This is a genomic window from Serratia sp. MYb239 (assembly GCF_002966855.1).
Lineage (GTDB): Bacteria > Pseudomonadota > Gammaproteobacteria > Enterobacterales > Enterobacteriaceae > Serratia_B > Serratia_B rhizosphaerae.
In genome coordinates, this window is the sequence record NZ_CP023268.1 from 2,367,890 (window position 1) to 2,380,688 (window position 12,799).

General features: G+C 57.6%; 14 protein-coding genes and 1 pseudogene. 12 read left to right on the forward strand and 3 right to left on the reverse strand.

The window, feature by feature from the left end; genetic code table 11:
* The first annotated feature begins 18 nt into the window (after nucleotides 1-18).
* The 5 genes from CLM71_RS11410 to CLM71_RS11420 all read left to right on the forward strand — a co-directional run bounded on the left by CLM71_RS11410 (nucleotide 19) and on the right by CLM71_RS11420 (nucleotide 1,755).
* A complete protein-coding gene (locus CLM71_RS11410) occupies nucleotides 19-303 on the forward strand; it encodes a hypothetical protein (protein WP_158684806.1) in 285 nt (94 codons plus the stop codon).
* A gap of 150 nt (nucleotides 304-453) precedes the next feature.
* On the forward strand, nucleotides 454-585 hold the full coding sequence (locus tag CLM71_RS24445) for an RNase A-like domain-containing protein (protein WP_370447005.1): 132 nt from the start codon (nucleotides 454-456) through the stop codon (nucleotides 583-585).
* Nucleotides 586-640: 55 nt separating this feature from the next.
* A complete protein-coding gene (locus CLM71_RS24450; RefSeq protein ID WP_370447006.1) occupies nucleotides 641-820 on the forward strand; it encodes an RNase A-like domain-containing protein in 180 nt (59 codons plus the stop codon).
* 7 nt (nucleotides 821-827) lie between these two features.
* Nucleotides 828-1,163 (forward strand): contact-dependent growth inhibition system immunity protein, encoded by a 336-nt coding sequence (locus CLM71_RS11415; protein WP_158684808.1) that lies wholly within the window; start codon nucleotides 828-830, stop codon nucleotides 1,161-1,163.
* A gap of 184 nt (nucleotides 1,164-1,347) precedes the next feature.
* Entirely contained in the window at nucleotides 1,348-1,755 is a 408-nt protein-coding gene (locus tag CLM71_RS11420) for a lysozyme inhibitor LprI family protein (RefSeq protein WP_105231103.1), read from the forward strand.
* 38 nt (nucleotides 1,756-1,793) lie between these two features.
* Here CLM71_RS11420 and CLM71_RS11425 read toward each other — a convergent pair whose 3' ends face one another.
* A complete protein-coding gene (locus tag CLM71_RS11425) occupies nucleotides 1,794-2,075 on the reverse strand; it encodes a YjcB family protein (protein WP_105231104.1) in 282 nt (93 codons plus the stop codon).
* A 326-nt stretch (nucleotides 2,076-2,401) separates the two neighbouring features.
* Here CLM71_RS11425 and mrdA point away from each other — a divergent pair, with 326 nt between their 5' ends.
* Complete coding sequence (gene mrdA / locus CLM71_RS11430) at nucleotides 2,402-4,327, forward strand: penicillin-binding protein 2 (protein ID WP_172606279.1); 1,926 nt, start codon at nucleotides 2,402-2,404, stop codon at nucleotides 4,325-4,327.
* Nucleotides 4,328-4,429: 102 nt separating this feature from the next.
* Complete coding sequence (locus tag CLM71_RS11435) at nucleotides 4,430-6,148, forward strand: penicillin-binding transpeptidase domain-containing protein (RefSeq protein ID WP_105231105.1); 1,719 nt, start codon at nucleotides 4,430-4,432, stop codon at nucleotides 6,146-6,148.
* A gap of 49 nt (nucleotides 6,149-6,197) precedes the next feature.
* On the opposite strand, the gene CLM71_RS11440 is transcribed toward CLM71_RS11435, so the two are convergent.
* Complete coding sequence (locus CLM71_RS11440) at nucleotides 6,198-7,130, reverse strand: LysR family transcriptional regulator (RefSeq protein WP_105231106.1); 933 nt, start codon at nucleotides 7,128-7,130, stop codon at nucleotides 6,198-6,200.
* Nucleotides 7,131-7,249: 119 nt separating this feature from the next.
* On the opposite strand from CLM71_RS11440, the gene CLM71_RS11445 reads away from it, so the two are divergent.
* Together CLM71_RS11445 and CLM71_RS11450 are read left to right on the forward strand one after the other, a co-directional pair.
* Nucleotides 7,250-8,431 (forward strand): M20 aminoacylase family protein, encoded by a 1,182-nt coding sequence (locus CLM71_RS11445; RefSeq protein ID WP_105233338.1) that lies wholly within the window; start codon nucleotides 7,250-7,252, stop codon nucleotides 8,429-8,431.
* Between the two features lie 69 nt (nucleotides 8,432-8,500).
* Complete coding sequence (locus CLM71_RS11450) at nucleotides 8,501-9,757, forward strand: MFS transporter (protein ID WP_105231107.1); 1,257 nt, start codon at nucleotides 8,501-8,503, stop codon at nucleotides 9,755-9,757.
* Nucleotides 9,758-9,912: 155 nt separating this feature from the next.
* On the opposite strand, the gene CLM71_RS11455 is transcribed toward CLM71_RS11450, so the two are convergent.
* The gene (locus CLM71_RS11455) at nucleotides 9,913-10,125 is read right to left on the reverse strand and encodes a glycine zipper 2TM domain-containing protein (RefSeq protein ID WP_105231108.1); all 213 of its coding nucleotides are present in this window, start codon (nucleotides 10,123-10,125) and stop codon (nucleotides 9,913-9,915) included.
* Nucleotides 10,126-10,492: 367 nt separating this feature from the next.
* Between CLM71_RS11455 and CLM71_RS11460 the strand changes: the two genes are divergently transcribed.
* The 3 genes and pseudogenes from CLM71_RS11460 (at nucleotide 10,493) to CLM71_RS11470 (ending at nucleotide 12,798) form a co-directional block, all read left to right on the forward strand.
* Complete coding sequence (locus CLM71_RS11460; RefSeq protein ID WP_105231109.1) at nucleotides 10,493-10,966, forward strand: Rrf2 family transcriptional regulator; 474 nt, start codon at nucleotides 10,493-10,495, stop codon at nucleotides 10,964-10,966.
* A gap of 235 nt (nucleotides 10,967-11,201) precedes the next feature.
* A pseudogene (locus tag CLM71_RS24270) lies at nucleotides 11,202-11,333 on the forward strand (AcrZ family multidrug efflux pump-associated protein); the annotation flags it as partial.
* 337 nt (nucleotides 11,334-11,670) lie between these two features.
* Nucleotides 11,671-12,798 carry an efflux RND transporter periplasmic adaptor subunit gene (locus tag CLM71_RS11470; RefSeq protein WP_105231111.1) on the forward strand — a complete coding sequence of 376 codons (1,128 nt, stop codon included), beginning with the start codon at nucleotides 11,671-11,673 and terminating at the stop codon, nucleotides 12,796-12,798.
* The last annotated feature ends 1 nt before the right edge of the window (nucleotide 12,799 follow it).

Here is a 12,799-nt window from a genome sequence, read left to right on the forward strand (position 1 = left end):
CAAACAGGGAGTTTGCTAATGAGTCATACCAGGAAATTATTGGAAGCTCAGACCAATGGCGTGCAGAAGTTTGGCAAAAGTTTTAGCCGGCTGGGCTGGGTTTGCTTAATTATCTCCGCAATCATTCTTTTGGTTCCGTTGCTCTTCGGGCTGGGCTTCCTGGGGATATATGTGGCCGGCCCGTTCCTGCTGATGGCCGGCATGTTTATTTATATCGGCAAGAAAACGAGCAAGCATATGGATTTGTATAAGGGGGCAGCGGCCGAAACGGCGGATATTATGGAGAAACAGCTGAAGGATTGAGCACCGTGCGCCGGCTCCGTACTGCGGCGTCGGCCAACGCCGCTGGTTATTCCTGTACGCAGTGAAACAATCCAATGGATGGAAATGTTATGGCTAACGAGGAAGGTTTAAACATTGTGCGGGAGGATAAAACTGATTATGCATGAATCAATGACGGGAGTTAAACCAGGCGGGCATACTATTGCTCGGCATGTAGGGTTGACCAAAGAACAATTAGCAGAACGTTTGAAAAATCCGCGCATCCGCAAGGCATCTTCGTTTAACTCTTTACGTTCCGGCTGAGATAGCAATAAGTTCAGCATTAAAAGCGAATAAGGAGTGGATCAGACTTTGGGTAATAAATCCGGGAGGACGGCTTAACCTCGAGCTTACCCACATGATGGGGAGTGAGATTGGCTACGGCCTTGGCAAAGATTCTCCGCGGATAGTGAAAACTGCAAGGTTGAAGGTGATTTTGCACCACCAGGAATTTAACGGTAAGCCCTATTTCATACTCACTGCATTTCCCGATTTTTGAGGTAACTATGCGATTTCATGGAGATTTCAGCGAATTAAACCATTTGATTAACCTCTACTTTGGCCAGGACTACGACCTGTTTACCGATGCTGAAACGGTAGAGGGGGTGATTGATGGCTTTCTAGAACAAAACGGCTATCAGGTGATCGGTGATATCCTTGAGGAGGTGAGAGAGTTCCAAGCCACCTATGCCGGGCGTCTGAGCGAGGAGATGGCTATACAATTTTCTGCCGATTTTGTCCCGGAGAGTTGGGGAACCACGGCGCAGGAATTCTTCACGCTGGTACAGCAAAAAGCTGAGAAAAAGTTAGCGGCCCTTAAGTGCTCAGAGCGATCGCAATGAGTTCGCCTTTACTTGGCGAATGAAAAGCAGGTAATAAAACGCACTGCGATAGATGTTGTACTCATGGATGTACCCGAAAGAAACCCCCATCATAAAAAACAACTCACCGTTTGATTAAGGGGATTACACTGACAGCACACTAGGCAGATTCGTAACGAAAGAACAAAACTGGCCGGGAGGCATTATGAAAGTAGCTCTGTTGGGCGCCGCGCTGCTGATGGCGACATCGCAAACGGTCTGGGCGGCACAGGCGTGCGGCGATAAAAACAGCCAGACCGAAATGAACATCTGCGCCGCAGACGAGTACAAACAGGCGGATGCGCAGCTTAATACGCTGTATAAACAGCTACAGAACCGGTTAAAAGGCGATGCGGCGGCCGCTAAGCGGCTGGTTGCCGCGCAGCGCGCCTGGATTGGCTTTCGCGATGCGGACTGCCAGTTCAGCGCCGGCGCCAGCGAAGGCGGTTCGCTGCACGGATTTGTCCTGAGTAACTGCCTGACGGATAAAACGCAGGCGCGCGCCGCAGAGTTCAAACAGTTGCTGGCGTGTCCGGAAGGTGATACCAGCTGCCCGCTGCCGCCGGCGTCATAAGCGTGACGCGCCGGTCTTCAGGCCGGCGCGTATGCTGCTCAGGGGATCGGCCAGTCGGTCGGCATATTGCTCATCACATCAATAAACACATCTTTGCTCACCGCCCAGAAGTGCGACACGCCTTCCTGGGTCAGGGTGATGCCCATTAACCCCATGACGAACCAGATGGTGGTAAACAGCCCGAGGCTGCTGAAGATAAACGCCATGCCGTTACGGCTGGCTTTGCGGCAAACAACGTTTAACTGACTGGCGATAAACATCATGACGGCGCTCAGCAATTCCCAGCGCATCATGATAAAGCCCGTGGCTATGGTACTCATCGAAACTGATCCTTGACTACAAAATTGGCGTTCGTCCGTCTCAATTCGGCGTGCCGATAACGCAGAGCGGTGGAAGCGACGTGAAGAAAAAGCAGGATCAATAGTGTGATCCTGATCACATTGTAGCATCACCCTGATTTACGGCTCAATGCCTTCGCCGGAGGAAATTACCGTTTCGCGACACATTCAAACATGCTGAAACATTTCTGCCACATCATTAGCAACCTTTTCATGGGGCAGCGTGATGAATAACGCTATGCTTGGCCGTTTTTCAACCCGTTGTTTTTACAGCGGGAATAAGCTGTCAAACAGGTAACCCGCCCCGCATGGCCCTATTAAAAGAGAAAATTCGCGACCATTCCGCCGAGGAAATGCTGTTTGTCCGCCGCGCCGGCGTGGCGTTATTGGTCGTTGTGGCCTGCTTCGGCGCGCTGATTTACAACCTGTACCGCCTGCAGGTGAAACAACACGATTTCTATCAGACGCGTTCCAACCAGAACGATATCAAAATGGTGCCGATTGCCCCCAGCCGCGGGCTGATCTATGACCGTAACGGCGTGCCGCTGGTACGCAATCTCACCCTGTACCAACTGCAGGTCATTCCCAGCAAAATCGCCAATATGTCGGCGCTGCTGCAGGCGTTGACGCCGATCGTCGATTTAACGCCGGACGATATCAGCAGTTTCCGCGATCAGATGGCGCACACCAGCCGCTATAAGCCGGTAACGTTAAAAAGCGAACTGAGCGAAACGGAGGTGGCGCGCTTTGCCGTCAACCAATACCGCTTCAACGGCGTCACGGTCGACAGCTATCAGCAGCGGCAGTATCCCTACGGCGCGCAGCTGGCGCACGTGGTGGGCTATGTGTCGAAAATCAACGATCGCGACATCAAACGGCTGACTGAAAACGGGGAGATGGAGAACTATGCGGCCGACCACAATATCGGTAAGCAGGGCATCGAAGGTTATTACGAAAAGGCGCTGCACGGCGTCACCGGCTATCGGGAAGTTGAAGTGGATAACCATGGCCGCATCGTGCGGCTGCTGAAAGAACAGCCGCCGCAGGCCGGTAAAAACATCTACCTGACGCTGGATGTGCGCCTGCAACAGTACATCGAATCGGTGCTGAAAAACCAGCGTGCGGCGGTGGTGGTGGAAGACCCGCGCGACGGCGGCATTCTGGCGATGGTCTCCAGCCCGAGCTACGATCCCAACCCGTTTGTGAAGGGCATCAGCTACAAATCATATAAATCGCTGCTGTCCAACCCCGATCTGCCGTTGATTAACCGCGCCACCCAGGGGTTGTATCCGCCGGCGTCAACGGTGAAGCCCTATATGGCGCTGTCCGCCTTATTCTCCGGCGTGATCACGCCGAGCACCACCTATTTCGGCGCGCCGACCTGGACGCTGCCCGGCACCAAACGCCGCTACCGCGACTGGTTGAAAAGCGGCCACGGCATGCTGAACGTCACCAAGGCGATTGAGGAATCCGCTGATACCTTCTTCTATCAGGTAGCCTTCGATCTGGGGATCGACCGCATTCACAGCTGGCTGAGCCAGTTCGGCTACGGCAAACCGACCGGCATCGACCTGAACGAAGAGTACAACGGCGTGCTGCCGAGCCGCGAATGGAAACAGCGGGTGCATAAAAAGACCTGGTATCAGGGCGACACCATTTCGGTGGGCATCGGCCAGGGCTACTGGATCGCCACGCCGATTCAGATGGTCAAAGCGCTGACCATTTTGCTCAATAACGGCAAGGTGAAAAATCCGCATCTGCTGTATTCGATGAAGCGCGGCGCGCAGATAAACCGTTATCAGCAGCCGGCGCCCAGCGCGCAGGTCGGCGATCCCAACTCGCCGTACTGGGGCATCGTGCGTAACGGCATGTACGGCATGGCCAACTTGCCCAACGGCACCGGCTATAAACTGTTCCACAGCGCGCCTTACCACATCGCCGCCAAATCAGGCACCTCGCAGGTGTTCGGGCTGAAGGAGAACCAGACCTATAACGCCAAAATGATCCCGGTGCGGCTGCGCGACCATATTTTCTACACCCTGTTTGCGCCGTACCAACATCCGAAAGTGGCGATGGCGCTGATTTTGGAAAACGGCGGGGGAGACGGCGTGGTGGCCGGGCCGACCGCGAGGGCGATCCTCGACCATATTTTCGACCCGGCCAACGCGCCGCCGGCCGGCGAGCCGGAAAAAGTGAAAGCGCCGATGAGCGACAGTGCTGATGTGCAACAGTAACTGAAGCTTATTGTTACTTTCTTACAAACTGCAATCTTCCTACTGGATTTTTCTGAGTAGACTGCAGGGATAAATAATCCGAATAAAAACGCAGGGTTAACAGTGGCACCATCTTCAAAAAAAAACGTTAAAAATTACTCTTCGCTGCGCTTTGGCTGGATCTGCGCCGGGATACTGCTCTGCTTTATCCTGCTGATGCTGCGCGTCGGCTATCTGCAGTTGCTGGAGCATCAACAACTGACCAGTCAGGCGGATCAGCGCTCAGTGCGTACCCAGGTGGTGCCGACCAACCGCGGCATGATCAGCGATCGCCACAACGAAGCGCTGGCGGTCAGCGTATCTTCGCGCGATATCGTGCTCGACCCGAAACATATTATCGACAGCCAGACCAACACCGGCGACGAACGCTGGCAAAGTATGGCGAATATCCTGAAAATGCCGCTGAGCGATATTCAGGCGCTGATCCAGCGTAACGCCCGCAAACGCTTCGTCTACCTGGCGCGTAAAGTGGAGGATGACAATGCGGAATATATCAAGAAGCTGCACCTGACCGGGGTCAGCAGCGAGCAGGACTTCAGCCGCTTTTATCCGATGGGGCAAGACGCCGCCGGGCTGATTGGCATCGTCGGTCAGAATAACCAGGGGCTGGAGGGCATCGAACGCGGCTTTAACCACCTGCTGCAGGGCAAAAACGGCCTGCGGGTGTACCAGAAAGACGGCAACGGTGCGGTGATTAACGTGCTGAAAAACGTCGACCCGGTGCCGCCGCCGAACATCACGCTGAGCATTGATAAATTTATTCAGTATGTGCTGTTTGCCCAGATCCGCGACGGGGTGATCGCCAACCAGGCGGACTCCGGCTGCGCGGTGCTGGTGAAGGTCAACACCGGCGAAGTGCTCGGCATGGCGAGCTACCCGACCTTTAACCCGAATAACTACGCCAACGCGCCGTCGCAGAATATTCGCAACGTGTGCAGCAGCGACAGCTTTGAACCTGGTTCGACCGTGAAACCGCTGGTGGTGATGGTCGGCCTGAACCGCCACCTGATCCAGCCCGATACCGTGCTGGACACCACGCCGTACCGGGTCAACGGCCATCTGATCCGCGACGTGGGCCATTGGTCGAAGCTGAGCATCACCGGCGTGCTGCAAAAATCCAGCGATATTGCGGTGTCGCATATTGCGCTGGCGATGCCTGCCACCATTCTGCCGGCGGTGTATCAGAACTTCGGTCTGGGGAAACCGACCGAACTGGGCATCGGCAATGAGAGCAGCGGCTACCTGCCGCTGCACCGCACGCGCTGGGCGGATATCGAACGCGCCACCTTCTCATTTGGCTACGGCCTGCGGGTCACGCCGTTGCAGATGGCGCGTGAGTACGCGGCGATCGGTGCGTTCGGCGTTTATCGGCCGCTGTCGATCACCAAGGTGACGCCGCCGGTGGTGGGCCAGCGCGTTATGCCGGCCTCGGTGGTGAAGTCGGTGGTGCATATGATGGAAAGTGACGCCTTGCCGGGCGGCAGCGGCGTCAGCGCTGCGGTGCCGGGCTACCGTCTGGCGATAAAAACCGGTACTGCGGAGAAAATGGGTACCAACGGCAAATACGACGGCGGCTATATCAACTACACCGCCGGCGTTGCGCCGGCCAGCGATCCGCAGGTGGCGCTGGTGGTGATGGTCAATAACCCGAAAGCCGGCAAGCACTTCGGTGGTTCGGTGGCCGGCCCGGTGTTCGGCAAAATAATGGGCCAGGTGCTGGAACATATGAATATCCTGCCGGACGCCCAGCCGCTGAACGTGGTGTCACACATTAAAGGCTAAACCCCACGGCCTGCCGGATGTCGTTCCGGCAGGCTGCTTGTTCCCGTTACTACTTCACGCCCGTCCGCATCATCCCGTGCTCCAGCTGTTTCCACAGGTAGCTGACCGCCGGCGTCATACGTCGTCCGACGCGGCAGATCAACTGGCTGGGAAAGGCGCGGGCGATCGGATGATCGATCGGGATCGCCGTGACGCGCCGCTCGTCGACCGGATGGCGGGTGGCGTCGCTGGACATAAAGGCCACGCCCAGCCCGGCGGCGGCAATCGCCTGTGCGGCGGTAAACATATTGCAGCGGTAGGACGGGGCGAAGTGGATCTGCTCGGCCTGCGCCAGCGCGTGTAAATAGCGCTGCACGCCAAAGTGATCGGGCATAAAAATCAGCCGCTGGCTCTGCAGTTCACGCACCGTTACGCTGCGCTGTTTGGCCAAAGGATGGCTGACGCTGACCACGGCGGAAAAGGGCGCACCGCGGAATGAACGCACTTTCAGCAGCGGGTCAAAGTCATCGACACCGGTGCACAGCCCCATATCTACCTGGCCTTCGCGCACCATGGCGATAATCTCGGCGGTAGAGCCGCAGCGCACATCGACCACGATATCCGGGTAGTGCTCGCTGAAATCGCGCAGCGCGCGACCGAGCAGCCGGTCGATAAACCCTTCGCCGACGCCGATCGCGATATGGCCGCGTTTTAACTGGCGAAACTCCTGCAGCTGCATGGTCAGTTCCTGCTGGCGCTGCAGCCGCTCGCGGTAGAAATCCACCAGATGCAGGCCGATTTCCGTCAGCGTGACGCCGCGCCCCTGGCGCTCCAGCAACACCATATCGAGTTTGTGTTCCAACTGGGCCAACTGGCGGCTGACGGCGGAGGCGTTAACGCCCAGTTTATCGGCGGCGGCCCGCACGCCGCCGTAGTTGGCCACTTCATACAGATAACGCAGCTGGCGTTCATCCACCTCGCTGACAAAGCTGTCCCCACGCATTATTGCCGCCTCAACTGTTGACTTAAAAGCAACACAATAGCACGCGGTATGTTATGTGAGCAGTAAAAAACCGATGCTAGACTCGATGGTTCCCTTTGCTGAATTATTGGTATAACCAAATGAAAAATAACGGTAATTATACGGCGCTGGCGGATGTCGCGCCGCTGGAGGAAGAGCTGACCGCGCTGCGGCGCCATCTGCACCAGCACCCTGAACTGTCCAATTTTGAGCAGCACACCGCCGCGCTGGTGGCAGACAAACTGCGGCAGTGGGGCTATCAGGTCGCCACCGGCATCGGCGGCTATGGCGTGGTGGGTACGCTGCAGATCGGCGACGGCGGCAAGCGCCTGGCGCTGCGCGCCGATATGGACGCGCTGCCGATCGAAGAAAGTGGTGACCACGACTACCGCAGCCGGCAGGCGGGCGTGATGCATGCCTGCGGCCATGACGGCCATACCGCCATGCTGCTGGGGGCCGCGCGCTACCTGGCGCAGAGCCGCAGCTTCTCCGGCACCCTGCACCTGGTGTTTCAACCGGCGGAAGAGATCGGCAGCAACAGCGGGGCGCAGCGTATGATCGCCGACGGCCTGTTCGAGCGTTTCCCGTGCGACGCCATTTTTGGCATGCATAACCATCCCGGCTATCCCGCCGGCACCATGATGTTCCGCAGCGGTCCCTTTATGGCGGCCTGCGACACCATCACCATCACGCTGCACGGCAAGGGCGGCCATGCGGCGCGGCCGCATCTGGCGGTCGATCCACTGGTCGCCGCCAGCAGCCTGGTGATGGCGCTGCAGACGGTGGTGGCGCGCAATATCGACCCGACCGAGGCGGCGGTGGTCACCATCGGCTCGCTGCATGCCGGCCACGCCGCCAACGTTATCCCGCAAAGCGCCACGATGGAACTGAGCGTGCGCTCGTTTAATCCACAGGTGCGTGAACAGTTAAAACAGCGCATCAGCCAGCTGGCGCAGCAGCATGCCGCCGGTTACGGCGCGCGCGCCGAGGTCGATATCCTGCCGGGCTACCCGGTGCTGATCAATCACGAACAGGAAACTGAGTTCGCCCGTCAGGTAGCCACAGAGCTGCTGGGTGAACAACAGGTGGTCGCGCCGTTTCCCGCGATCGCCGGCAGTGAGGATTTCGCCTATTACCTGCAGCAGCGCCCGGGCTGCTTTATGCGTCTCGGCAATGGCGACAGCGCCATGCTGCACAACGCCGCCTACGACTTTAACGATGCCAACCTGACGGTCGGCGCCGCTTATTGGGCACGGCTGACGGAACGTTTCCTCACGGCATAACCATAACAACAACACGCCGCCTGGCGCGGCTTTAATGACAGACAGGGTTAACAGACAGGAGCAGTGTCTATGCACACGGTTGAAACCTCGCAGCGAAAGATTATTGTCGCTGCCGTGTTCGGTAATCTTCTCGAATTTTATGATTTTACCGTCTACAGCTATTTCGCCTTGGCGATCAGTAAGCAGTTTTTCCCCAGTCACGATCCGGTGATCTCCACCATGCTGGCGTTTTCCGCCTTTGCCATCGGCTTCGTCGCCCGGCCGCTCGGCGGCGTGGTGCTGGGCTATTATGCCGATAAGAAAGGACGCCGTGCGGCGCTGACGCTGACCATTATGCTGATGGCGCTGGGGGCGGCGATGATTGGCCTGGCGCCCAACTACGCCGCTATCGGCGTGGCCGCGCCGGCGTTGATCGTACTGGCGCGGCTGATTCAGGGCTTCGCCCAGGGCGGTGAGTTCGGCGCCGCCACCGCCACGCTGCTGGAAACCGGTTCCGACGAGCGCCGCGGTTTTCGCGCCAGCTGGCAGCTCGCCAGCCAGGGAGCCGCGGCGCTGCTGGGAGCGGCCGTCGCGGCGATTCTCACCTTCACGCTGTCGGCGGAGGCGTTGGCGGAGTGGGGCTGGCGTATTCCGTTCCTGCTCGGCACGCTGATTGTGCCGGTGGGCATTTATCTGCGCCGGCATATCGTTGACGAGCCGCCGGCGGCCAAACCGGCAGAGCGGCGGGTGTTCGAGGCGCGCCACGTGCGCAACTGGCTGCTGACGGTGTTTTCGATCATGGGCATGTCGGTTTCCAGCTACATCATGATTTACTATCTGCCGACCTACAGCATCCAGCAACTAGGGCTGCCGGAGCGGCTGTCGATTATGGTGGCGCTGGCGACCAGCGTGATTTCATTTGTTATGTGCCCGCTCTACGGGGCCTGGTCGGATAAACTGCGCAAACGCAAGCCGCTGGCGATGTTCGGCCGCCTGATGCTGCTATTGTTGCTGTACCCGGCATTCTGGGCCATGACGCACTTTCCCACCTTGCCGGCGGTGATGTCGGTGATGATCGTGCTGATGCTGTTCTACACCATGGGGTCCGCGCCGGCCTATGCGCTGATGCCGGAAAGCTTCCCGCGTCATATCCGCGCCAGCTATATGGCCAGCGCCTACGCGGTGGCGGTGTCGCTGTTCGGCGGTACGGCGCAGTTGGTGGCCGCCTGGCTGCTGGACGTTACCGGCAATAAAATGGCGCCGGCCTGGTATATGATGATTTGCGTATTAATTTCGCTGCTGGCGGTGGCCCGTTTTGAGGAAACCGGAGATAAAGCGCTGGAATAAGTGGCTGCGCTATAAAAATAACCAGAAAATAGACGGTGGCGGTGCAGCGACATTTTTCATTGCCCGCGGAAGAAAGGAAATGGACTAATTAATAAGGAAGAAAATTAATTATCCGACGTGCCGCCAGGGAGCGGCACGTCGGATTACAGGGGCGATTAACGGCTGGTCTGGTGGCCGATGATGCCGCCCAACGCAGCGCCGCCCAGGGTTCCCAGGGTGCTGCCGTCGGTCAGTACGGCACCGCCCAGCGCGCCGACGCCGGCGCCGACAGCGGTATTACGATCGCGATTGGACATGTGGCCACACGCAGTGACAGACAGCGTTGACAGAATCAAAACAGCTACGCCAGCGGCACGTTTAATGTTCATATTGTTTCCTGGTAAAAGTGAGGAATTAATAAACGACAACGTAAAGATTAATGCCTCGGTAAAAGTTGCAGTGAATGTATTCCGCCGTTCAAAAATAAAATAGGGAAATATTCTTAATTTTTTGTAGAGGGAATCTTATTTGCCTGTGCGGGAAATCGCCGTTTGGGGCGAAATAGCCAACCATGCCGCACGGTGGGGCACGCCCGGCGTGAAGAGCCGCTACGCGCAATTGTGTTATCAATGACACAAAAAGCTAACGGCGTACGCCGCGTTCATTGACTTTTGGCGGTCTGCTATTCAGTATGGGACTCTCGTGTCACTAATATGACATTCTTATCCGGTCATAAGAAATTCAGCAGGTGCCAGCGTGTCTACCTCAACCCGTTTTGCCGTTGCTATTCACATACTTACCAATATTACGCTGTTTCGCGGCCAGGCGGTGCGTTCAGAGGATATTGCCCGCAGTGTGAATACCAATCCTACGGTGGTGCGCCGCATTCTCGGCGCGCTGGCGGAGGCCGGGTTGACGCACTCGCAGATGGGGCAAGGAGGCGGCGCCTTGTTGGCCAGGCCTGCCGACGACATTACGCTGCGCGATATTTACCATGCGGTGGAAGAGCAGCCCTATTTCCCGCTGCACCGCTCCAAGCCCAATGATGCCTGCTACATCGGACACGCCATTGTGCCCGTACTGGAAGGGGAGTTTGAACGTATCAGCCGCCAGATGGACCATGCGTTGGAGAAAACCACGCTGGCTGATATCGTCGGCCGGGTAGAAGCCTGTGCCGGCTATCCTTTCACCCCCTGTGAACCCGCATCGACAACAAACCTGCCTAATTAATCAATCCCGTGAATCATTGGCTCTTTAAAGAGCATTTTTTTGCATTGATTTAATGTAACTGTGTACGTTACATTGATCCACGTCAAAAGTGTGACCACTTTTGTCACATATAAGACACGCTTATTCGATGAGGAAAATCCCTGAGAAATCACTCTCTTCGGGAAGGGATGTTTCGCTCATTTTTCGACTGATGGCCAAATGCGTCGTCAGAGATTATTTTGACCAGGAGACGACGATGATTGAGATGTTAGAAAGCCTGGCTACGGTGGTTATTCTGGTGCCGGTCATGGTTGCGGTTCTGCTGGGGGTGATTTATGGCCTGGGCGAACTGTTTAACCTGATTTCCAACGCCGGCAAGAAGCAAGAAAAACCCGCGCCAGCCGCCGCTGCACAGGCGAAACCGGCTACGGAAGCGCGCGTCAAACCCGCGGCCGCCAACGCCGAAGCGTAATCACGTTACGCCAATAAACAGGGCTGAATCGCTATCCGGTTCGGCCCTTTTTTATTGCACTTTTCCCTCAGCCGCCGTTTTTGGCTGCACCTCTGCACCTCTGCACCTCTGCACACTGTGTGCCGATATTCGCCGTTGTTAACCACTTTTTCACTCTGCGTCGTTAACCTTTACCCAATCCTGACGGTTGCCAGACGGCGATCTCCTTATCATTGAGAATAAACGTTCATTCTCTATGTGTCGGTGATTTTCTATGCAAGTAAGAAGTGTTGTGCTGCTCAGCCTGTCGCTGCTGTTAAGCGCCTGCGATCGACCGTCGGACACGCCGGCGGCGAGGCCGCTGGACGTGGGCGTGCGGACGCTACAGGCCCGGCCGGTGACGCTGAGCAGCGAGCTTTCCGGGCGGGTGACCGCCGCGATGAGTTCTGAGGTGCGTCCGCAGGTTGACGGTATTATCAAACAGCGGCTGTTTACCGAAGGGGCGGAGGTGAAAGCCGGTCAGTTGCTGTATCAGATCGATCCGGCCAGCTATCAGGCCAGCTACGATCAGGCGCTGGCGCAGCTGCAAAATGCCCGGGCGACGGTGAAATCCAGCCGCCTCAAGGCCCGGCGCTATGCGGCGCTGGTAAAAGAAAACGGCGTATCTCAGCAGGACGCCGATGGTGCGCAAGCGACCTATCAACAGGCGCTGGCGTCGGTTGCGCAGTACCGCGCGGCGGTCGCCAGCGCCAAAATCAACCTGGACTATACCCAAGTGCGGGCGCCTATTGCCGGCCGCATCGGCATTTCCGCCGTAACGCCCGGCGCGCTGGTCACCGCCGGTCAGAGCGACGCGCTGGCCACCATCCGTGCGCTTAACCCGATTTATATCGACCTGACGCAGTCCAGCAGCCAGCTGCTGACGCTGCGCAAACGTCTGACGGCCGCCCAAACGGCGCAGACGGTGCCGGTAAAGGTTCAGCTGGAAGACGGCAGCGCCTATGCCCAGCCGGGAAAACTGGCGTTAACCGAAGTGGCGGTGGACGAGTCAACCGGCTCGGTTACCCTGCGTGCGGTGGTGCCCAATCCGCAGCACCAGCTGCTGCCGGGCATGTATGTACGGGCGACGGTGGAAAACGGCGTCGATCCGCAGGCCATTCTGGCGCCGCAGCAGGGGATCGGCCGCGATGCCGACGGCAACGCCACGGCCTGGGTGGTGAACCCGAAGAATCAGGTTGAACAGCGCAGCGTGGTTACCGACCGGGTGGTCGGCAGCAACTGGCTGGTGACCTCCGGCCTGCGGGCGGGCGACCGGCTGATTATCGAAGGTACCGATAAGGTGAAGGCGGGGAGCCGGGTCAACGCTGTCGAAGTGACGGCCGCCAAGGATAAGGTGCAGTAAT

Bases quoted from the DNA above. Each gene is read 5' to 3' on its own strand.
- CLM71_RS11410 (WP_158684806.1), top strand. From the start codon at position 19: ATGAGTCATACCAGGAAATTATTGGAAGCTCAGACCAATGGCGTGCAG.
- CLM71_RS24445 (WP_370447005.1), top strand. From the start codon at position 454: ATGACGGGAGTTAAACCAGGCGGGCATACTATTGCTCGGCATGTAGGG.
- CLM71_RS11415 (WP_158684808.1), top strand. From the start codon at position 828: ATGCGATTTCATGGAGATTTCAGCGAATTAAACCATTTGATTAACCTC.
- CLM71_RS11420 (WP_105231103.1), top strand. From the start codon at position 1,348: ATGAAAGTAGCTCTGTTGGGCGCCGCGCTGCTGATGGCGACATCGCAA.
- CLM71_RS11425 (WP_105231104.1), bottom strand. From the start codon at position 2,075: ATGAGTACCATAGCCACGGGCTTTATCATGATGCGCTGGGAATTGCTG.
- mrdA (WP_172606279.1), top strand. From the start codon at position 2,402: ATGGCCCTATTAAAAGAGAAAATTCGCGACCATTCCGCCGAGGAAATG.
- CLM71_RS11440 (WP_105231106.1), bottom strand. From the start codon at position 7,130: ATGCGTGGGGACAGCTTTGTCAGCGAGGTGGATGAACGCCAGCTGCGT.
- CLM71_RS11445 (WP_105233338.1), top strand. From the start codon at position 7,250: ATGAAAAATAACGGTAATTATACGGCGCTGGCGGATGTCGCGCCGCTG.
- CLM71_RS11450 (WP_105231107.1), top strand. From the start codon at position 8,501: ATGCACACGGTTGAAACCTCGCAGCGAAAGATTATTGTCGCTGCCGTG.
- CLM71_RS11455 (WP_105231108.1), bottom strand. From the start codon at position 10,125: ATGAACATTAAACGTGCCGCTGGCGTAGCTGTTTTGATTCTGTCAACG.
- CLM71_RS11470 (WP_105231111.1), top strand. From the start codon at position 11,671: ATGCAAGTAAGAAGTGTTGTGCTGCTCAGCCTGTCGCTGCTGTTAAGC.